Origin of the sequence: Flavisolibacter ginsengisoli DSM 18119 (genome assembly GCF_900129295.1) — a bacterium.
GTDB lineage: Bacteria > Bacteroidota > Bacteroidia > Chitinophagales > Chitinophagaceae > Flavisolibacter > Flavisolibacter ginsengisoli.
In genome coordinates, this window is record NZ_FQUU01000018.1 from 1 (window position 1) to 20,131 (window position 20,131).

The window sequence follows — 20,131 nt, forward strand, 5'->3', positions numbered from 1 at the left end:
GCATCAGAAAAATAATATATACCACCAATATTATTGAGAACATTAACAGGATCATAAGAAAGTACACAAAGACAAAATGCAGCCTGCCCAACGACCAGGCAGTAGAAAAAGTAGTGTACCTGGCACTGATGCAAATAGCCAAAAAATGGAGCCAGCCACAGGATGACTGGGCTACCATGCTTGTAAACTTTATTGATATATTTGGTCAAGATAGATGTGATGTTGAATCATAAACCCTTTGCACAGTTATCTAAACTGGATAGAAAACCAGTTTACACAGTTATGTTAACACTCTCCTTTGGAAACTTATGCCAAATGGCAGCATATCCTGGTATTATCCCATACATAAGCCATAGATGTCCCGAGGATATCCCGACCCTATAAGAGTCGGCTTATCGTCGGCTTATCCTCGGGATATCCTCGGGATATCTTCGGGATATCCCTTCCGTTCCCTGGATTTTTAATGGCCTTAAAACAGGGAAAACTATGGGTAAAGGACAGTCCATTTCAGAACCTGCCATTGAATACCTTTGCCAGCCTATGGTGATCGCGGTTAATACACGCTTCCTCGTGGAGGGCAGCCTGGAAGGTTTTGGAAATTTTACAGCAGAAATATTTGGAATGATGGCCCGCCAGCACCCTGAACACCAGTTTCATTTTTTACTGGACCGACCATATTCAGGAATACACGATTTTCCTTCCAATGTAACCATGCAGGTGATCTCTCCACCGGCCCGCCATCCCTTATTGTGGAAATACTGGTTTGATATAAAACTGCCCCCTGTATTTCGTAAGATAAAAGCCGATGTATTTGTGTCACCAGACGGTTTTTGTTCATTGACCACAAAGGTTCCACAATGCCTTGTAGTGCACGACCTGGGGTTCCTGCATTACCCCGATGCCTATAAAAAGACCCATTATCGTTTTTACCGGCATTTTACCCCCAAATTCATAAAGAAGGCACAGTTTATAGCTACTGTTTCTGAATTCAGCAAGCAGGATATAATAGCGCATTATAAAACTGATCCCGGAAAGATTGATGTTGTATACAATGGGGTGAAGGAAGATTTTAAGCCTGTGTCCTTTGACAAAAAAGAAAGCACTAAGGAAAAATATACCGGTGGCAGCGAGTTCTTCCTGTATGCCGGCGCTATACAGCCAAGGAAGAACCTGGTGAACCTGTTAAAAGCTTTCTCCATATTTAAAAAGCGCCAACGTAGTGAGATGAAACTGGTGCTGGCAGGAAGGCTTGCCTGGAAGAACGACGAGTTCCTGGAATTATTAAAAACCTATAAATACCGGGAGGATGTGATCCTCACTGGCTATGTTGATCAAAAGGAACTGGTACTCTTGATGGCCTCAGCCTATGCGCTGGTGTATCCTTCGGTTTTTGAAGGTTTTGGCGTGCCGGTGGTAGAAGCCATGAAATGCGAGGTACCCGTTCTTACATCTGCTGGTACCTCCATGCAGGAAATAGGAGAAGATGCAGCCCTGTATTTTGATGCCTCCAGCCATACTGATATGGCGGAAAAACTGATGCTGATCTATAAAGATGAAGAGCTCCGCAAGTCACTGATCCAAAAAGGGAAGGCCATAGCCAAAAAGTACTCCTGGAAAAAAAGTGCGGAGCTGCTGTGGGGATGCATTGTTAAGGCAAGGGAACAGAACTAAGATTTTATAGGATTGAGAAGGATTTTTGGGGAGATGCAAGCTCGTAAATAATTCACTCTGCATTGGATAAGCTGATAAAGCTGTATCATATAACCCCGTTGTTTTAAATTTTTCCGCCGTGCATCTCTGTGTAATGCCTCCGTGCTTCCTCAAAACTTCCTACTTCTGGCTCCCGACTCCTGACTCAGGAGTCCTTCCTATCTTCGCGTTTCAAAATTCAAAAATGGCAAAATCAAGTATAGTGATCGATGTGGAACTGGATGAAGGAAGGGTTCCCAGCAGCATTGAATGGAAGGCATCTGAAAGTACCGCTGAAAAACCCCAACAGGCAAAAGCCTTTTTGCTTTCACTCTGGGATGGTACGGATAAAACAGCGCTTCGTATAGACCTGTGGACACAAAAGATGATGGTGGATGAGATGGCAGATTTTTATTACCAGACCCTGATGACCATGGCTGATAGCTTTGACCGGGCCACAAGAAATACAGAACTGGTAACGGATATGAAGAACTTCGCTAAATTGTTCTTTGCCAAATTCCAGGAGCAGCAAATGAAAGCTAATAAGCTGGAGACAGGAAAGTAGCAAATGTCGAAAAGAATGGCCACAAAGGCGCCAAGTCACGAAGAATACACAAAGGGGAAAGGAATATCGAATATCGAACGAGAAATTTCGAATGATGAAGTGGTTTAGGTCAGAGATTCATTTCTATGGCAGTCATTCTAAGTTTGAAGAAAGAAGAATGCTCAATGAGCAATGTTCAATAATCAATGTTCAAGTGAGAAAAGATTGAAATAAGAAAGTAGCTCGGACCTAACGAACCAGGAACAAAAAACCAGAAACTATAAACTTTATATATGTCTTTAGAACAAAAGATCATGGGCGAGATGAAGGAAGCCATGAAGTCGAAAAATGAAGCAACTTTAAGAGCGTTAAGAGCAATAAAAGCCGAGATCATCAAAGCAAAGACAGAGCCGGGTGCTCATGGTGAGATCAATGAGGAGAATGAAGTAAGCATGTTGCAGAAGATGATGAAGCAGCGAAGGGACTCACTGGAAATTTACCAGCAGCAAAGCCGTACCGACCTGGCGCAAAAAGAACAGGAGGAGATGGCGGTGATTGAAAAATTCCTTCCGCAACAATTAAGTGGCGAGGAGTTGAAGGCAGAATTGCAACAGATCATTACAGAAACCGGGGCATCTTCAGCTGCAGACATGGGAAAGGTGATGGGAGTGGCTACGAAAAAGCTGGCTGGCCGTGCTGATGGTAAAGCCATTTCGGCTACGGTAAAAGAACTGCTGGCTAAATAATATCAGCATGTTCATAGATACGGTTGCCCTGGTCTTATTGATTATTTCTGTATTTAAAGGGTTTACAAAAGGATTTATTGTAGCACTTTTTTCATTCCTGGCTTTTATTATTGGCCTGGCAGCAGCATTGAAGCTTTCCACCCTGGCAGCCAGTTATATTGGGAATGCTGTGAACATTTCCCAGCGATGGTTGCCCGTGCTTGCCTTTTTTGTGGTATTTCTAATAGTAGCACTGGCCATCCGGTTGGGTGCAAAAATGCTCGAAGGCGTTGTTAAGCTGGCCATGCTGGGCTGGTTGAACAGGTTGGGAGGAATCATCTTCTATATACTGATCTACTTTTTCATATTCAGTATTTTACTTTTTTATGCGCAGCAATTGCATTTTTTAAAGCCTGAAACGATTGAAGCATCTGTAAGTTATCCCTGGATACAACCTATCGCTCCTAAAATAATGAGTATAATGGGTGCGGTTATGCCATTTTTTAAAGATATGTTTGATCAACTATTACAATTCTTTCAAAACGTTTCGGGTAAGAAAGCCTAGGTAGTATATTCTGTTTTGTATTGTTGCGATAGCTTAGGGATTTGATGTAAAACGTTTATTTTAGCAAAAATTAGATTGATTAAGCCGATGCAATATTCCATTAAAGAGCAAGGCAAGTTTAAATATATCGAGGAAGGAGAAGGTGAACCATTGGTGTTGTTGCATGGATTGTTTGGTGCCCTAAGTAATTTCAAAGATCTCATTGAACATTTCCGTTTGCAGTACAAGGTGGTAGTTCCCATGCTGCCTTTATTTGACCTGGATATTTTACACACCAGCGTTGGTGGCCTGGCGAAACACGTTAATAAGTTCCTGGAAACAAGAGATTATAAAAATGTGAACCTGTTAGGTAATTCGCTGGGAGGCCATGTAGGTCTCGTGCATGTATTAAAACACCCCGAAAGGATCAAATCGCTGATATTGACCGGCAGTTCCGGTCTGTTTGAAAATGGTATGGGGGATACTTATCCCCGTCGTGGCGATTATGAATATATCAGGAAAAAAACTGAAGTAACTTTTTATGATCCTAAAATGGCTACCAAGGAATTGGTGGATGAAGTGTTCGAGATCACCCGTAACCGCCTGAAGGTCATAAAGATCATAGCCCTGGCTAAAAGTGCTATCAGGAATAACCTGGGAGACGAGCTCAATAATATCAAGCAGCCAACCTTACTGGTATGGGGCAATAACGATACGATCACCCCTCCCTTTGTGGCACGGGAATTTAACAGGTTAATACCAAACAGTGAGTTGCATTTCATTGACCAGTGTGGACATGCTCCTATGATGGAGCAAGCGGCAGAGTTCAACGCTATTTTAGATAAATTTTTGAAAAAGCTCAGCCAGCCTGCAACAGTTGTATAACATCGCTTGTCTTTATTATTGAAACCGTTAGCTATGTTAACCCGCGAACTCATATCGAACTCAATACCTTATCTCCATAAAGAAGATAAAGTTCATCATGCGCTACAGTTGATGAATGATTATCATGTTGCACATCTGCCAGTTGTGGAGAATGACAGCTACCTGGGCATTATCAGCGAAGAACAATTACTGCAAAGCGATGATGATGATACCCTCGATGAGTTGCACATCACTGATGGAACTACATCCGTGCAGGCAAATGATCACTTTTTGAAAGCCATTCAAACAGCGGTGATCAATAAACTTAGCGTAGTGCCCGTAGTGGAAGAAAAGCACCTGCTGGGCATTGTTACCTATAATGACCTGCTGCGCAATGCATCTAACTTCATGAGCCTGAACGAGCCCGGCGCCCTGATAGTGCTGGAGATGGACAGTAAAAACTATTCTTTTAACGAGATCAACCGTATTGTTGAATCCAACGATGCACAGATCACGCAGTTAAATACATTCACAGATCCCGAAAGTGGCATGAGCCAGATCACCATCCGTGTAAGTAAACTGGAGGTTTCAGATATCATAGGTACTTTTCAGCGTTACGAGTATAATGTGAAATACTACTTTGGTGAGGAATTGTTTGAGAATGAACTCAGGACGAACTATGATAACCTGATGAACTATTTAAAAATATAATAGTTCCTGGTTTATTGTTTTTGGTTTCTGGTACTTTAAGTTGATGCAACCTTATTTCCTACTGGCTTTCCTTAGTTTTAAGCATAGTAATATTTGAATTACGTTTACAATGTGCCGGTACCTGGAGTCATTTTCAGGCTTTCAGCTTTTTTCAAAGAGGTTTTTTCCTGCACATACCAATTTTTTTGAAGTGTTTCATTGTTGTAATCCCAAACAAGAAATTCAAAGGCATAAATCCCATTATAGCCTGGACGCAACGGGTAAAACACTCTATATTTACAGTAACGGTACAGCAATTGATTCAAAGAATTTTAGATAAAAGGATACGTTTTGAAGGTAGCCATATATAGCAGGGTTTTGGATGAATCACAGCAACAATACATCCAGTTGTTTTTTGATGAACTTCATAAAGAGGGCATAGTGCCTGTTATTTTCCTGCCATTTTATAATGAAGTAAAAACCCAGCTTTCTCTACCTGAGACCACCGAAACATTTTCTTCACATGTTGACCTGAACGACCAGATAGATTTTGTTATCAGCCTGGGGGGTGACGGTACCTTGCTTGATACTGTAACACTCGTTAGGAATAAGAACATCCCAGTGGTAGGCATCAACTTTGGAAGGCTGGGTTTCCTGGCCAGCATTGGCCGTGAGGAGATGTCAGAAGCCATAAAGGCACTGGCGAGACGGTCCTATATTATTGATCGCAGGACCTTGATTCACCTGGACTCCAATGTACCTATGTTCAACGATGTGCCGTATGCCCTGAATGAATTTGCCATACACAAAAGAGATACCTCTCCAATGGTGAAGATCCATACGTACCTGAATGGAGAATTATTGAATACTTATTGGGCCGATGGGTTGATACTGGCTACCCCAACCGGGTCAACGGGTTATTCTCTCAGTTGTGACGGACCTGTGGTCTTCCCGGATGCCTGCAGCCTTGTTTTAACGCCTATTGCTCCGCACAACCTCAATGTGAGGCCAATAGTGATCCCTGATAACACCATCATTTCTTTTGAAGTAGAAAGCCGTGCAGATGATATTATCTGCGCCCTTGACTCTCGAAGGGAAATAGTCAATAAGAGTGTACTACTTGCAGTTAGAAAAGAAAACTTCATGTTGAACCTTGTTCGCCTGAACGAAAACAACTTCCTGCAAACGCTTCGCAACAAACTTTCCTGGGGGCTTGATAAAAGAAATTAAGCTTTCAATGGCAGCAGGCCTTTACTTTACCTTTTCTTTTTAATTTCCTCTTTAGTTCCCGGTTTTTTCGCTGCCTCAATACCAAACAGGACTAAATTGCGTTAAATCTCGAAGCTAAAATCTTATTTTGCAGATATGAGAAAATTTCTGGCCCTTGTCATGTATTGCCTGCCCCTTGGAGTTTTAGCCCAGAACTCTATAGTGCAGGAAGGGGAATTTGGTGTGGGTGTTGGCGCTGCACATTATTTTGGTGATCTAAATACCAAGGCAAAACTGAATAGGCCCAAATTGGCGGCCAGCATTTTCTTTCGCAAGAATTTTGGAAACTATATAGGGCTGAGGGTGGAAGGTACCTTTGCCCAGTTGGGTTATTCTGATGTGTACAATACGCATAATGAATACATGCATAGGCGCAACCTTAGTTTTAATACCAGTATTTGGGAACTCGGTCTGCAGGGCGATTTTAATTTCTTCCGGTTTATGCCTGGCGACCCGGACTTTCGCTTCACACCCTATATTACCCTGGGTGTAAGTGCCTTTAATTATGATCCTTATGCTTACCTGGAAGGTCAGAAATATAACCTGCGCCAGCTAGGCACTGAAGGACAGAATGATCCTACAACCACCAACAACAAACCATATGGTTCCATGGCTTTTGCGGTTCCTTTTGGCGTAGGTGTAAAATATTCTTTGAACGACAGGATGAATATTGGCTTTGAGGTGGTTCACCGCTTTACCAATACTGATTATATTGATGATGTGAGTAAAACCTATGTGGATCCTTCTGTTTTTCCTCCCAATCCTGATGGGTCACCTAACCCGGCCTACCTGTTATCAGACAGGTCATATGAAACAGGCCCAAGGATAGGAGCCAAGGGAAGACAAAGAGGAAATAGCCAGAATAAGGACCAGTTTGCAACTGCATTGTTGTATGTGAGCTTTAACCTACAGAGTTATAAGTGCCCTTCGGCCAATTAAAAAATTATTATATACTTATTGTTTTAAGATAAAAAGTACGGCTTTGCCGTGCTTTCCCATTTTAATAACACCATGCTCGGGATAGCTGTTTATTTTTGCACCACTAAACCTCCCGGGGATTCCAGGATTCTTAACCAGTAATAATGTCTGAGCTTTTAACGCAAATTGATAAAAACCGTTTACCCAAACACATAGCCATTATCATGGATGGCAATGGACGTTGGGCCAAAGAACAGGGACAGGATCGCCTTTTTGGTCACTATCATGGGGTGGAGAGTGTAAGGGATATTGTAGAAGGCTGTGCTGAACTGGGGATTAAATACCTGACCTTGTATGCTTTTTCTACCGAAAACTGGGACCGCCCTCAGTATGAAGTAATAGGGTTGATGGAACTGCTGGTGAGTACCATCAGGAATGAAGTAGAAAGCCTGGATAAAAATAATATTCGCCTGCACGTGATTGGCGATATGAACATGCTGCCCGAATATGCCCGCAAAGAATTGAATGAAGCGCTGGAGATTACTAAGAATAATACAGGCCTTAACCTGGTTATGGCATTAAGCTACAGTGGGCGGTGGGAGCTATTGAATGCGGTAAAAAATATTGCCTGGGAGGTGAAGAATGGAAAGATAAACATAGAGGAAATAGACCACGAAACCCTTCAGCAATACCTGTGCACAAGTAATTTTCCTGACCCTGAATTAATGATACGAACCAGTGGGGAATACCGGATCAGCAATTTTCTTTTGTACCAGCTGGCCTATGCCGAGCTTTATTTTACCAATGTTCGCTGGCCTGATTTCAGGAAGGAAAACCTTTATGAAGCCATTATTGACTACCAGAACAGGGAGCGTCGTTTTGGAAAAACCAGTGAGCAGATAGAAACAGCTTAAAAGCCGATAGAGGTGATGCGGAAAGGAAAGAAAAATGGTAGCCTGCTCTTGCTGCGAAGTTAGACCCCATTTACAGACCTTTTATTTATACATCTCTTACCTATATAAATATGCGTTGAGCACCAGTAGAGTCAGCCAGTTTTTTATATGATTGAAAAACTTAGCCTTACGTGGCTGCTCCCAGCTTTCGGGAGTGCAGAATGGCTTTCTCTTTTAACAAAACCGATTGAAATTTACCTTTAATTTGCCTGCCAAACTGCGATTTGCCTAATTGCATTACCGACTGAACTTATTATATGCGACGATTTTTATCCGGAATTCTTACATTAAGCTTGTGCACGCTCATTGCTTCTATTTCATATGGCCAGGATACGACAAAGGTTACATCGGTTGACCCTGACCTGCTTGCACTTCAAAATTCCAGGATACCTAAAGAATACACCATCAACTCAGTTAAGGTAACTGGTCTAACCACGCTTGATTCAGCCATTGTGCTGTCTATTTCGGGTATACAAAGAGGTGATAAGGTAATGATCCCTGGTGGAGATATTTTTTCAAAAGCCATAACCAATCTTTGGCGCCAGCGCTTTTTCAGCAACGTAGAAATATTCATTACCGGTGTTCATGAAGATCGTATTGACCTTGAGATCAATGTGCAGGAAAGGCCTAAGCTGGGTAATATCAAGTTTACAGGCATTAAAAAATCTGAGGCAGAAGAGATACAGGGAAAGGCTGGTTTGGTGAGACAAACAATCATTACAGAGAATACCCGACGTAACGCTATAGAAGCCATCCGTAAATATTATACAGAGAAAGGCTTCATGAATGTGCAGGTTGACATTGAAGAAAAGCCAGATCCTGCCTTTGCAAATTCTAATTCACTGACCTTTCATATCAACAAGGGAAACAAAGTAAAAGTGAATGAGATCAATTTCTTTGGCAATGAAACAGTTGGCGACCTGCAGTTAAAGAAACAATTAAAGGGTACTAAAGAAAGGACCAAGTTCACACTGAACCCTACCAAAACACCAAGTCCATTTGGAGAGAACAATAACCTGTCTTTTGGTGAATATGTAAAGGAATATGGCTTTTTGTCCCTTTCTAAAACCAAGGCCCTCCTGGACCCATATTTCCGCTTCAAACTTTTCAGCAGTGCCAAGTTTGACCGTAAGAAATTTGAGGAAGACCTGCAAGGGGTAGTAAATTATTACAACTCACAAGGCTACAGGGATGCACAGATCATTGATACTGCCCTTTATTATAATAAGGATGGCAACCTGCAGGTTGACATCAAGGTCTCCGAAGGCAATAAATATTATTTTGGCAATATTGGATGGAGAGGAAATACGAAATATCCTGATTCATTATTGAATGTCATTCTTGGTATCAACAAGGGTGATATATATAATATAGACATACTTAATAAAAGGTTGGGTAAGCAGTTGAGTGCGGAAGGTGGCGATATTGGAAGCTTATACCAGGATGACGGTTACCTGTTTTTCCATGCCGACCCTGTAGAGACGTCTGTATATAATGATACCATTGATTACGAGATCAGGATAGTAGAAGGTCCACAAGCCAGGTACAGGAATATCACCATCAGCGGTAATGAAAAGACAAAAGATTATGTTATTCGCAGGGAACTAAAGACCATGCCCGGTGAATTATTCAGCCGTACTGACCTGATCCGCTCACAAAGAGAGCTGGCTAACCTGCAATATTTCAACCAGGAAAAGATCAACCCAAATGTGGTGCCTAACCAGGACGACGGTACCGTAGATATTAACTGGGAACTGGAAGAAAAATCATCTGACCAGCTGGAATTATCCGCAGGCTGGGGTGGTGGTGTTGGATTGACAGGAACACTTGGTGTTACTTTCAACAACTTCTCTATAAAGAACATCTTTAAGAAAGATTCATGGGATCCATTGCCACAGGGCGACGGCCAAAAGCTTAGCCTTCGTTACCAATCCAATGGAAGGGCCTATAACTCTTACAACTTCTCCTTTACCGAGCCTTGGCTGGGAGGTAAGAAAAGAAATTCGTTTACGGTGGCATTATACCGCAGTAAGTTTTCCAATGCTTACAATTATTCTACCGGCATGTTTGATAAGGCTAAATCAGACACCAACTATTTAAAGACCTTTGGTGCGTCTGTTTCTTTAGGTAAAACATTAAAATGGCCTGATGACTTTTTTACCCTTGTCTATTCTTTGAACTATACAAAGTATAGCATGAGGAACTATCCCATTTTCTCAGGGTTTGACAATGGAACTTCTAATAACGTTAGTTTTAAGATTGCCTTGCAACGTTCCTCTGTATACGATCCTACTTTCCCAAGGAGTGGATCAAACTTTGTGGCCAGTGTGCAATTGACACCTCCATATTCCATGCTGAATCCTGACCTGGTAACTTCAGGCAATCCATATAAAAATCCGGAATACCATAAATGGCGTTTTACTTCTGAGTGGTTTGTTCCTATAGGTAAGCCAACAGGAGCAGATAAGAACCGCCAGTTTGTATTAAAGCTTGCCGCGAAATTCGGTTTCATGGGTCGTTATAACAGCAAGCTGGAAGTATCACCATTTGAGCGTTTTCAACTGGGTGGCGATGGTTTAACGAATAGTTATGGACTATTGGGATATGATGTTGTTTCTTTAAGAGGGTATCCTGTTTTTGAAACATCAGATCCTTCGATCAACAATCCTGACCAGACAAGCACCAATAAGTTCTTTACCATTTTCAATAAATACTCCCTGGAGTTGCGTTATCCACTGGTGACGAACCCAGGTAGTACTATATACGGATTGACCTTCTTTGATGCAGCCAATGGCTGGTATAATTTCAAAGAGTACAATCCTTTCCGTTTGCGTCGCAGTGTGGGTGTGGGTATGCGTTTCTTCCTGCCTATGTTTGGTTTGCTTGGATTTGACTATGGGGTAGGACTTGACCGTTTGCAACCTGGAGCCAACCGCTTCAAGAATGCGACACGCTTCACCTTTATGCTTGGATTTGAACCAGAATAAAAGGTGTCAGCATATTTATTAACTTGATTGCATTAAATCAAACTATATGAAAAAGGTATTCTTCCTTGCAGCCTTCTGCCTAGGTATTATTGGATTTACAAACGCGCAGCGTTATGCGGTCATTGATACCAAGTACATCCTGGATAAAATGCCGGAGTATAAAACGGCTCAAAAAAACCTGGATGATGTAGCCGCAGGCTGGCAGAAAGAAATAGATGGCATGCAGCAGGAACTGGATAAAATGTATAAAGACTTCGACGCCGAGCAGGTAATGCTTAGTGATGAATTGAAGAAGAAAAGAGAAGACCAGTTGTTTGTAAAAGAGAAGACCTTAAGAGACCTGCAACGCCAGCGTTTTGGTTTTGAAGGGGAGCTTTTCAAAAAAAGACAGGAGCTGATAAAACCCGTACAGGACAAGGTTTATAATGCTGTGCAAAAATTAGCGGTAGCCAGGGGATATGACTTTATACTCGATAAAAGTGAAGGAATTACGGTTATATTTGCCGACCCTAAACTGGAAAAAAGCGATGATGTGCTGAAGGAACTGGGAGTGAAATAATAAAAATTATTTAAAAGCAATTAATCAATACAACCATAAACCACAAAAACGAATCATAAATAAACATCACAAAACAATCTCATGAACAAGATCAAATTATTTTTAGTTGCAGCAACTATTTTCACTATCGCAGGCAGCGCTGCAGCACAGAAAACAGGATACATCAGGGTGGATGATGTAGTAAGATTAATGCCTGAAACAGCCAAGGTACAAGCAACCCTTGAAAAGTTTCAATCCGATTCATTACAACCAAGGTTCAATTATACATTATCAGAATTTCAGCGTAAGGATAGTTTAGTTAATGGTAAAGATTCATTAAAAACACCTGCAGCAGCACGGGCTAAAATGCGTGAAGAAATGCAGCAGGATATGTATGAGTTGCAAAACTGGCAACAGTTGTCCCAGCAAATGGTTCAAAGCAAGCAGGAGCAATTACTGGAGCCTATTTATGCTAAGGCAGTAACAGCCATCCAGACTGTAGCCAAAGAAAGCGGTTATACTTATGTGTATACCAAAGATGCTTTACTGGTAGCTCCTGAATCAGATGATCTGTTGCCTCTTGTTGCTAAGAAATTAAACCTGACTATTCCCGGAGGTGCAAAAGCGGCTGCTAACAGGCCAGCTACACCTGCAGCAGGTAAAAAACAATAATTTATTTATTTTTATTTAGGCATCCCGCTTCCCTTCGAAGCGGGATTTCTTTTTGTAATGGGGACTAAATTTTGATTTTCCCCTTCTCCTCTTGTCAACTTTTCAACTTGTTAACCTGTTAACCCCTTTCCGTTCCTCCCTATCTTCGTAGCTCATACTTCATCACATGGGTCCAATAGGTGTTTTTGATTCAGGTTATGGTGGATTAACGGTATTGAGAGCGATTGTCAATCAATTACCACAATACGATTATGTGTACCTGGGAGATAATGCAAGCTCACCCTATGGCACCCGTAGTTTTGATACTGTTTACCGGTACACCCTGCAATGTGTGAAGTGGTTACTGGACCAGGGTTGCCCTCTTGTCATCCTTGCCTGTAACACAGCTTCTGCCAAAGCATTGAGAACCATCCAGCAACATGATCTTCATGACCTTAATCCTGATGCGAGGGTTCTAGGCGTGATCCGGCCAACTACCGAGGTTATAGGAAATTATACCACCACCAACAATATTGGTATCCTTGCTACCCCGGGAACGGTTCAATCGCAGTCCTACCTTATTGAGATTGAAAAGTTTTTTCCGGGCATCAGGGTAGAACAGGAAGCCTGCCCCATGTGGGTGCCCCTGGTAGAGAATAATGAACACCAGTCTGATGGCGCCGATTACTTCATTAAAAAGAATATTGATAACCTCTTAAGCCGCGACCCTGATATTGATGCCGTATTGCTTGCCTGCACGCATTATCCCTTATTAAAAGATAAGATACGTAAATACCTGCCGGGTAAAGTAAAGCTGCTATCACAAGGCGAGATCGTAGCCCATAGCCTGGAAGATTACCTGCAGCGCCATCCGGATATGGAGGTACGTCTTACGAGGGATGGTAAAAGAAGTTTTTTCACCACTGATGCGCCTGCAGATTTTGATACCCGTGCAAGCCTTTTCTTTGGAGAAGCTGTGAGTTCCAACCATGTAGCTATCAATTAAGCTTTTCCTGGTAAGTAAAAACAGGCCGGGGAAAAGCTTTATAAGAATTACCGGGCTATTTTAACAGCTTTCCAGTTAAAATCTTTACTGAATGGATCTCAATTATCCCAATTCTCCCCTACCTTTGCCGTCCTTTCACAAAACCAACGGGTGTGGTGACCTGTAGGTAACTGAAACCAGCCTGGCTCTCCACAGGCCATTTAGTAACGTGGAAAAACTGATTAAACAATGAAACGTACATTTCAACCGCATCGCCGCCGCAGGAAAACAGTTCATGGATTCAGAAAGCGCATGCAGACCGCTAATGGCAGGAAAGTGTTGGCAAGCCGTCGTGCAAAAGGACGTCATAAGCTGACCATCAGCGATGAGAAGAAATTAAAATAATTGAACTCTGCCCCAGGGCATAGATCGTTTACATCATTAGCCTCTTTTAAGAGGCTATTTTGTTTTATTTTACAGCATGGCCAAGCCGTTTGGACTAGGGAAAAAAGAGAAGCTGAAAAGCCGCAAACAAATAGATACGCTGTTTGCCAGTGGTAAAAGCTTTACTGTTTTCCCAATCAGGGTCACTTACAGGTTTGTCTCCTCTGCTGATGAACACCACGCGCAAATAGGCGTTACTGTAAGCAAACGGTATTTTAAAAAGGCTGTTGACCGTAATAAGGTCAAAAGATTATTGAGGGAAGCATATCGTCTTCAAAAAGCAGAACTTGCCGGCCAGTTGCAACAATCTAAACTGAAAGCTTACCTTTTCTTTATTTATACAGATAAGACAATTGCCTCTTTTGACGTTTTTAAAACAGCCATGTCTGCCTGCCTGAGAAAACTACAAAATAAACTGGCTACCGTTCATGAAGACACTGTTTAAAATATTGGCACTTCCTTTTATTGGCCTGATAAAGATTTACCAGGTAATGATCTCTCCCTGGCTGGGACCCAAGTGCAGGTTCACGCCTACCTGTTCTCACTATGCTGTAGAAGCTTTTGAGAAGCATGGAGTTTTCAAGGGATTATGGCTCACCGTTCGCCGTATCAGTCGTTGTCATCCCTGGGGAGGTCATGGCTATGACCCTGTTCCGTAAACAGGCATAAAAAAAGAGCCCCGGGGAGCTCCTTTCTTTAATTAATCTATTCTATTTACTTACCTGCATTATCGAAATGCTGTGCCACTTTGTTCCAGTTGATTACATTCCAGATATTAGTAAGGTATTCAGGTCTCCTGTTTTGATATTTCAGGTAATAGGCATGTTCCCATACATCTATTCCCAGAATAGGTGTTCCTTTTACTTCAGCCACATCCATTAAAGGATTGTCCTGGTTAGGTGTGGAAGAAACTTCAAGCTTGCCATCCTTTACAAGCAACCAGGCCCAGCCGCTACCAAAGCGGGTTGCACCGGCAGTGTTTACTTTTTCTTTCAATGCATCCAAAGAGCCAAAGGTTTGGTTAATGGCATCAGCCAGTTTTCCGGAAGGTTGACCACCAGCATTAGGGGCCAGGATCTCCCAAAAGAAACTATGGTTCCAATGACCGCCGCCATTATTACGAACTGCCGGCGAAATGGTGCCTGCATTGCGTAACAATTCTTCAAGGCTCTTATTTTCATTAGGGCTACCTGCAATAGCCTTGTTCAGGTTATCTACATAAGCCTGGTGGTGTTTATCATGATGGATCTGCATGGTTTGAGCATCAATATGTGGTTCCAGTGCGTTGAACGCATACGGTAAAGGAGGGAGAGTAAAAGCCATAACAATTGTTTTTAAATTTTTCTATTAATTATAAATCTTCTTGATTAAGGAGACACAAATTTATTAAGGATAGCTGGTATGACGGTCTCATTCCTTAAATTCTTTCAAGGGGGAAGTGATCATGCTGTTTTATTTGCGTTTTTTGCGGTGTTGTTGAGTATTGATCATTATAAATATCTTAACAAATCAATTTTTTTGATAACTTTCATTTGAAATTGACACTATGCGGAATTTTTGCAAGTTTTTGCAGGATTCTATATGTAAGCTTGAGGTTAGGATGCTAATTGCTAATTAAGACCAATAAAAATCAACATTCGCTTTTATGAAGAAAACACTGCTATCTGCATGGATACTGCTATTTATATCCATGCCATTCTGGGCATTGTCCCAATCCCGGCAAATTACAGGAATAGTCAGCGATGAAAAGGGAGTTCCTCTTTCAGGCGCATCTGTTTTGCAAAAAGGAACGACCAACGGAACTAGTACGGATGAAAGGGGAAGTTATACCCTGACCGTTACAGGTGTTAGCCCGGTACTCGTATTTTCCTTCGCTGGACGACAGTCGCAGGAAATGGCTGTAGGTACAGGGAATATTTACAATGTAAGCCTGGGTTCCTCAGGCGCTATGTCAGAAGTGATCGTTACAGCCCTTGGCATCCGTAAGGAAAAACGATCTTTAGGCTACACCGTTCAAAGTGTGAATGCTGAAGATCTGACCGTCAATCACCAGTCAAACGTAGTAAATGCATTACAGGGGAAAGTTGCAGGTGTAACTATTTCCTCTACAGGAGGTGCACCAGGGCAGGGCGCGAGGATTCAGATCAGGGGTATCAACTCCCTTGATGCCGGAAGAAATAACCAGCCGATTTTTATTGTAGATGGAGTGGAGGTGGATAACAGCACTTTCACTACTGGGGGTGGTGATACAAGAGGTATGACCAACAGGGCTGCTGATATTAATCCCGATGACATTGAAAGTATCTCGGTATTAAGAGGAGGTGCGGCCACCGCATTATATGGTATACGTGCTGCTAATGGTGCAGTGTTAATCACCACTAAGTCAGCCAGGGCAGGTAAAATACAGGTAAGCTATACCGGTAGTTATGGCTTTGACAATGTTAACAAGACTCCGGATGTGCAGACGAAGTTTACACAGGGTTACTTAGGTGTATATGACAACACAAGCTTCTGGCCTTCCTGGGGACCTACAGTAGCTGAGGGTAAAGCCCAGGATCCAACACACCCTGACCAGATATTTAACAACTTCAAAAGAGCCTACAGGCAGGGTAACCAGACACGCCACAGCATCAACCTGGGAGGTGGATCAGAAATGATGCAGCTAGGCGCATCCTTCTCCTATTCCAACCAGAATGGTGTCATTCCCTTCAGTGATTATAAAAGTTATAATGCAAGGGTAAATGGTAACCTGAACGTAAGCAAGAAACTCAAGATAGGTGCCTCTATGAACTTTATCAATTCAGGAGGTTCCCGCGTTAACTCTGATCGTTATGGCGAGCAATTGATCTACTGGTCTCCAAGATGGGATGTGATGGATTATATCAAGCCTGATGGTACCCAAAAAAATTATGGTCCTGACAATGATAATCCTGTATACACACTGGCTACCAACCGTTTCTTTGATAATGTGAATAGGGTCATAGCAAGTACCAATGTAAATTACGCCCCAACCAGCTGGTTAAACTTTACCTACCGTTTTGGTAATGACTTTTATACTGATGGCAGGACACACTATGCACCAGGACCAAAAGGGGTGGTGGATGAATTAGTCAATTCTGATAATGATATGGGTTTTTACGAGGAACACACTATCAGGAACCGAATCATCACTTCTACATTTATTGCTAATGTAAACCACAACATTGGCAATGATTTTTCAATAGATCTGAAACTGGGTCATGACCTTAAAGATGCGAAGCTGAGAAGAGTTAGTACTACCGGTGACACCTTAGTAGTACCTGATCTTTTCCTGTTGCAGAACACAAAAAAAATACTGGCTTCTAACCTGTTAGAAGACTACCGTAACTATGGTATTTTTGGCGACCTTACCTTAGGGTTCAGGAATTATCTTTTCCTTGAAGTAACTGGCCGTAATGACTTTACTTCTACCCTGTCTAAAGATACACGAAGCTATTTTTATCCTTCCTATAGCCTTAGTTATATTTTCAGTGATATGCTTCATCTCCCTACCTGGTTTAGTTATGGAAAATTAAAGGCTTCCTATGCAAAAGTGGGTAAAGATGGAAATCCCTATGGTACAACCACGGGCTTCGTGCCAGGTAATCCAATAGGAAATGTTATACCCTGGACTAATGTGGACAGGTTAGGCAACCCATTGTTAAAACCAGAGTTTACTACCACTGCAGAAGCAGGTTTTGAATTGCGCTTCCTGAACAATCGTTTAGGATTGGAGGTAACAGGATATAAGGCTAACAGTAAGGACCTTTTAATTCCAGTGAAGATTTCCAACACTACAGGTTTTGATGAAGCATATATTAATGCCGGCGAGATCAAGAACAAAGGAATTGAGATTAGCCTCAATGCCATGCCTGTAAGGAGCAATGATTTTTCATGGGATTTCACCATCAACTTTTCTTCCAATAAGAACGAGGTGGTTAAATTGAACCAGGGTTTGAATGAGATCCTTTTGGAATCTCAGTTTGGTTACCTTTCTTCCAATGCCAACATGAAGCTCATACCTGGTTATGAATATGGAGCCTTATTTGGCAGAACATATAAGCGCTATTATGGCACCAAGACAGAAGACCCATTAAGGATCGATGAAAGTGCGCCATTACTGATCGGTGCTAACGGCTTCCCACAGATAGACACCAAGCAAAAATACCTGGGTAGTTCTCAGCCTGATTATATAGCCAGCACTTTACAAACCTTCCGCTATAAGCAATTTGCTGTTTCTGCTTTGCTGGATACAAGACAGGGGCAAATGAAGTACAACCAGTTTGCCAACTTCATGGCAGCCTTTGGTGTTTCCAAAATAACAGAGAACCGCACAGAAACTATTGTATTCCCGGGTGTATTAGCCGATGGTTCCCCAAACACCAAGCCTGTTTATTTAGGCCAGGCCACTGGACCTGATGGTGTAAATTATGGTAACGGATACTACAGGAATGTTTATCGTGGTATTACTGAGAATTTCGTTGAGGATGCTTCCTGGATCAGGTTGCGCTCATTGTCATTAACCTATAATCTTCCAGGTAGTATATTGAACCGTACGAAAGTGTTAAAAGGCGCTTCTGTTTCGCTTACAGGCAATAATCTTTGGCTGAAAACCGATTATACTGGTTTTGATCCGGAATCAAGTTCATTCAGCTCAGGTGCTAATAGCTCTGAAGGTTTCTCCGGATTTACATATCCCGGTGTTAGAACATTTATGGCATCTGTAAACATTCAATTCTAAAAACACTCGCATGAAAAATACACTCACTTATATATTACTGCTGTCGGTTTTCGCGCTTGGCAGTTGCTCAAAGAACTACCTCGATGTGAACGAGGTAAATCCTAACCAGACGCAAAATCCACCAATAAACGGATTGCTGGCACAGGTAACCTATCAAACTGGACTTAACTATTTCCGGGCGGGAAATATTACGGCCTATTATACCCAGCAACTGGCTTCTCCAAATGCTTCAAGCGGGTCGGATATTTATGATAATGTAGACCGCAGCTCTCTTTGGTACAATATCTATAATACGGTGCAGGATGGCAGGATAATGAAAGAAAAAGCCGCCGCCCTTAATGGCTATGAGCATATGGGAGTGGCCGATGTTACAGAGGCAATGAATATGAGCCTGCTGATCAGCATATTCGGCGATGCCCCTTATTCTCAGGCCTTTGATCCTAAGAACTTTACCCCGGCATATGATAAAGAACAGGATATATTCAATGCCTGTTTAAAGCTGCTTGACGATGCAGTTGTCGAATTCAATAAAGCAGATCCAACCATTAAGCTGGATGCTAACAGTGACCTTATACACCATGGTAGTGTGAGCAACTGGATCAAGACTGCCTATGCAGTAAAAGCAAGGCTGCTGAACCGCTTGAGTAAGAAGGCTGCTTATAATCCTACCGCTATCCTTGATGCATTGTCAAAAGCTTATACTTCCAATGCAGATGATGCACAGCTCACCACATTTGCTGGTGCCAGCCCATGGAACCAGGTAGCTGTAAATAATACAAAATTATTATTGGATGGCTGGATGAGTGAGCAATCTGTAGATGCGATGAACGGAACAACCTTTGGTGTTGTAGACCCCAGACTTAAGTATATTGCTTCATTAACAAAGTTTAACGATTATCGTGGCACGCCTAATGGAAAAGGTCGTACAGGCACCGGAACCAATCAAGAGGAAAGTTACTTATCCGTCACTGGATTTTATTCTAAACCAGGAGCACCATTGTTGTTGGTCACTTATTCTGAGATGAAGTTCATCGAAGCAGAAGCTACTTTCGCAACTGATAAAGCAAGATCTTACCAGGCCTACCTGGATGGAATTGCAGCGAATATGGATAAACTGGGTGTACCTGCTGCAGAAAAGAATGCTTATTTATCTGATCCTGCAGTAGCAGTAGGCGTTGCCAACTTTACAAAGGACCTGATATTTAAGGAAAAGTATATCGCAATGTTCCTGCAGCCTGAAGCATGGGTTGATGCCAGGAGATTTGATTACCAGTACAAGGACTTTACGCTTCCTGTCAATGCATTATTGACCACATTTATCAGGAGGTCAAATTATCCTTCTACAGAAACTGACCGAAATGCCAAAAATGTTCCTGTAGTAACTTCTTTAGCAGACAAGCTGTGGTTCGACCAGCCATAATAGAGTTAGTAAAATTTTGGAAAGAGCTGCCTTCGGGTGGCTCTTTTTATTTGGTTTCTGGTTTTTTGTTTATCGTTTCTTGTTTGTTAGGTCAAAGCGAACTATGGTATGAACCATTCATTAGTTCAAATACAGATGAATGTAAGTTTGT

At 42.1% G+C, this 20,131-nt stretch carries 20 protein-coding genes; 19 read left to right on the forward strand and 1 reads right to left on the reverse strand.

Annotated elements, in window-relative coordinates:
- The 17 genes from BUA53_RS17040 to yidD all read left to right on the forward strand — a co-directional run.
- A partial coding sequence (locus tag BUA53_RS17040) for a transposase (protein ID WP_175546105.1) occupies window positions 1-233 on the forward strand: 233 nt, incomplete at its 5' end.
- A 253-nt stretch (window positions 234-486) separates the two neighbouring features.
- Complete coding sequence (locus BUA53_RS17045; protein ID WP_084080214.1) at window positions 487-1,671, forward strand: glycosyltransferase family 4 protein; 1,185 nt, start codon at window positions 487-489, stop codon at window positions 1,669-1,671.
- Window positions 1,672-1,894: 223 nt separating this feature from the next.
- Window positions 1,895-2,254, forward strand: a complete 360-nt coding sequence (gene gldC, locus BUA53_RS17050) for a gliding motility protein GldC (RefSeq protein ID WP_072836604.1) — start codon at window positions 1,895-1,897, stop codon at window positions 2,252-2,254.
- Window positions 2,255-2,526: 272 nt separating this feature from the next.
- On the forward strand, window positions 2,527-2,979 hold the full coding sequence (locus BUA53_RS17055; protein WP_072836605.1) for a GatB/YqeY domain-containing protein: 453 nt from the start codon (window positions 2,527-2,529) through the stop codon (window positions 2,977-2,979).
- A gap of 7 nt (window positions 2,980-2,986) precedes the next feature.
- A complete protein-coding gene (locus tag BUA53_RS17060) occupies window positions 2,987-3,523 on the forward strand; it encodes a CvpA family protein (protein WP_072836606.1) in 537 nt (178 codons plus the stop codon).
- A gap of 87 nt (window positions 3,524-3,610) precedes the next feature.
- Window positions 3,611-4,387 (forward strand): alpha/beta fold hydrolase, encoded by a 777-nt coding sequence (locus BUA53_RS17065; RefSeq protein ID WP_072836607.1) that lies wholly within the window; start codon window positions 3,611-3,613, stop codon window positions 4,385-4,387.
- A gap of 33 nt (window positions 4,388-4,420) precedes the next feature.
- Window positions 4,421-5,077 (forward strand): CBS domain-containing protein, encoded by a 657-nt coding sequence (locus BUA53_RS17070; protein ID WP_072836608.1) that lies wholly within the window; start codon window positions 4,421-4,423, stop codon window positions 5,075-5,077.
- Window positions 5,078-5,407: 330 nt separating this feature from the next.
- Entirely contained in the window at window positions 5,408-6,286 is an 879-nt protein-coding gene (locus BUA53_RS17075; protein ID WP_072836609.1) for an NAD kinase, read from the forward strand.
- 135 nt (window positions 6,287-6,421) lie between these two features.
- Window positions 6,422-7,264: a type IX secretion system protein PorG gene (gene porG, locus BUA53_RS17080; protein WP_072836610.1), complete on the forward strand. Its 843-nt coding sequence runs from the start codon at window positions 6,422-6,424 to the stop codon at window positions 7,262-7,264.
- A 143-nt stretch (window positions 7,265-7,407) separates the two neighbouring features.
- Window positions 7,408-8,157, forward strand: coding sequence for an isoprenyl transferase (locus BUA53_RS17085; protein WP_072836611.1), 750 nt, complete (start codon window positions 7,408-7,410; stop codon window positions 8,155-8,157).
- Window positions 8,158-8,453: 296 nt separating this feature from the next.
- Window positions 8,454-11,183, forward strand: coding sequence for a BamA/OMP85 family outer membrane protein (locus BUA53_RS17090; protein ID WP_072836612.1), 2,730 nt, complete (start codon window positions 8,454-8,456; stop codon window positions 11,181-11,183).
- A 46-nt stretch (window positions 11,184-11,229) separates the two neighbouring features.
- Window positions 11,230-11,742, forward strand: coding sequence for an OmpH/Skp family outer membrane protein (locus BUA53_RS17095; protein ID WP_072836613.1), 513 nt, complete (start codon window positions 11,230-11,232; stop codon window positions 11,740-11,742).
- 81 nt (window positions 11,743-11,823) lie between these two features.
- Complete coding sequence (locus BUA53_RS17100) at window positions 11,824-12,393, forward strand: OmpH/Skp family outer membrane protein (protein ID WP_072836614.1); 570 nt, start codon at window positions 11,824-11,826, stop codon at window positions 12,391-12,393.
- A 166-nt stretch (window positions 12,394-12,559) separates the two neighbouring features.
- Window positions 12,560-13,378: a glutamate racemase gene (murI, locus tag BUA53_RS17105; protein WP_072836615.1), complete on the forward strand. Its 819-nt coding sequence runs from the start codon at window positions 12,560-12,562 to the stop codon at window positions 13,376-13,378.
- Window positions 13,379-13,606: 228 nt separating this feature from the next.
- Window positions 13,607-13,762 (forward strand): 50S ribosomal protein L34, encoded by a 156-nt coding sequence (rpmH, locus tag BUA53_RS17110; RefSeq protein WP_072836616.1) that lies wholly within the window; start codon window positions 13,607-13,609, stop codon window positions 13,760-13,762.
- A 76-nt stretch (window positions 13,763-13,838) separates the two neighbouring features.
- The gene (rnpA, locus tag BUA53_RS17115; RefSeq protein ID WP_072836617.1) at window positions 13,839-14,246 is read left to right on the forward strand and encodes a ribonuclease P protein component; all 408 of its coding nucleotides are present in this window, start codon (window positions 13,839-13,841) and stop codon (window positions 14,244-14,246) included.
- Window positions 14,230-14,460, forward strand: coding sequence for a membrane protein insertion efficiency factor YidD (gene yidD, locus BUA53_RS17120; protein ID WP_175546106.1), 231 nt, complete (start codon window positions 14,230-14,232; stop codon window positions 14,458-14,460). Before rnpA ends, yidD begins: the two co-directional genes overlap by 17 nt.
- A gap of 55 nt (window positions 14,461-14,515) precedes the next feature.
- On the opposite strand, the gene BUA53_RS17125 is transcribed toward yidD, so the two are convergent.
- Window positions 14,516-15,124: a superoxide dismutase gene (locus BUA53_RS17125; RefSeq protein WP_072836618.1), complete on the reverse strand. Its 609-nt coding sequence runs from the start codon at window positions 15,122-15,124 to the stop codon at window positions 14,516-14,518.
- Window positions 15,125-15,446: 322 nt separating this feature from the next.
- Between BUA53_RS17125 and BUA53_RS17130 the strand changes: the two genes are divergently transcribed.
- A complete protein-coding gene (locus BUA53_RS17130) occupies window positions 15,447-18,560 on the forward strand; it encodes a SusC/RagA family TonB-linked outer membrane protein (RefSeq protein ID WP_072836619.1) in 3,114 nt (1,037 codons plus the stop codon).
- Window positions 18,561-18,570: 10 nt separating this feature from the next.
- On the forward strand, window positions 18,571-19,980 hold the full coding sequence (locus BUA53_RS17135) for a SusD/RagB family nutrient-binding outer membrane lipoprotein (RefSeq protein WP_072836620.1): 1,410 nt from the start codon (window positions 18,571-18,573) through the stop codon (window positions 19,978-19,980).
- The last annotated feature ends 151 nt before the right edge of the window (window positions 19,981-20,131 follow it).

Bases quoted from the DNA above. Each gene is read 5' to 3' on its own strand.
- BUA53_RS17045 (WP_084080214.1), top strand. From the start codon at position 487: ATGGGTAAAGGACAGTCCATTTCAGAACCTGCCATTGAATACCTTTGC.
- gldC (WP_072836604.1), top strand. From the start codon at position 1,895: ATGGCAAAATCAAGTATAGTGATCGATGTGGAACTGGATGAAGGAAGG.
- BUA53_RS17055 (WP_072836605.1), top strand. From the start codon at position 2,527: ATGTCTTTAGAACAAAAGATCATGGGCGAGATGAAGGAAGCCATGAAG.
- BUA53_RS17060 (WP_072836606.1), top strand. From the start codon at position 2,987: ATGTTCATAGATACGGTTGCCCTGGTCTTATTGATTATTTCTGTATTT.
- BUA53_RS17065 (WP_072836607.1), top strand. From the start codon at position 3,611: ATGCAATATTCCATTAAAGAGCAAGGCAAGTTTAAATATATCGAGGAA.
- BUA53_RS17070 (WP_072836608.1), top strand. From the start codon at position 4,421: ATGTTAACCCGCGAACTCATATCGAACTCAATACCTTATCTCCATAAA.
- porG (WP_072836610.1), top strand. From the start codon at position 6,422: ATGAGAAAATTTCTGGCCCTTGTCATGTATTGCCTGCCCCTTGGAGTT.
- BUA53_RS17085 (WP_072836611.1), top strand. From the start codon at position 7,408: ATGTCTGAGCTTTTAACGCAAATTGATAAAAACCGTTTACCCAAACAC.
- BUA53_RS17090 (WP_072836612.1), top strand. From the start codon at position 8,454: ATGCGACGATTTTTATCCGGAATTCTTACATTAAGCTTGTGCACGCTC.
- BUA53_RS17095 (WP_072836613.1), top strand. From the start codon at position 11,230: ATGAAAAAGGTATTCTTCCTTGCAGCCTTCTGCCTAGGTATTATTGGA.
- BUA53_RS17100 (WP_072836614.1), top strand. From the start codon at position 11,824: ATGAACAAGATCAAATTATTTTTAGTTGCAGCAACTATTTTCACTATC.
- murI (WP_072836615.1), top strand. From the start codon at position 12,560: ATGGGTCCAATAGGTGTTTTTGATTCAGGTTATGGTGGATTAACGGTA.
- rpmH (WP_072836616.1), top strand. From the start codon at position 13,607: ATGAAACGTACATTTCAACCGCATCGCCGCCGCAGGAAAACAGTTCAT.
- rnpA (WP_072836617.1), top strand. From the start codon at position 13,839: ATGGCCAAGCCGTTTGGACTAGGGAAAAAAGAGAAGCTGAAAAGCCGC.
- yidD (WP_175546106.1), top strand. From the start codon at position 14,230: ATGAAGACACTGTTTAAAATATTGGCACTTCCTTTTATTGGCCTGATA.
- BUA53_RS17125 (WP_072836618.1), bottom strand. From the start codon at position 15,124: ATGGCTTTTACTCTCCCTCCTTTACCGTATGCGTTCAACGCACTGGAA.
- BUA53_RS17130 (WP_072836619.1), top strand. From the start codon at position 15,447: ATGAAGAAAACACTGCTATCTGCATGGATACTGCTATTTATATCCATG.
- BUA53_RS17135 (WP_072836620.1), top strand. From the start codon at position 18,571: ATGAAAAATACACTCACTTATATATTACTGCTGTCGGTTTTCGCGCTT.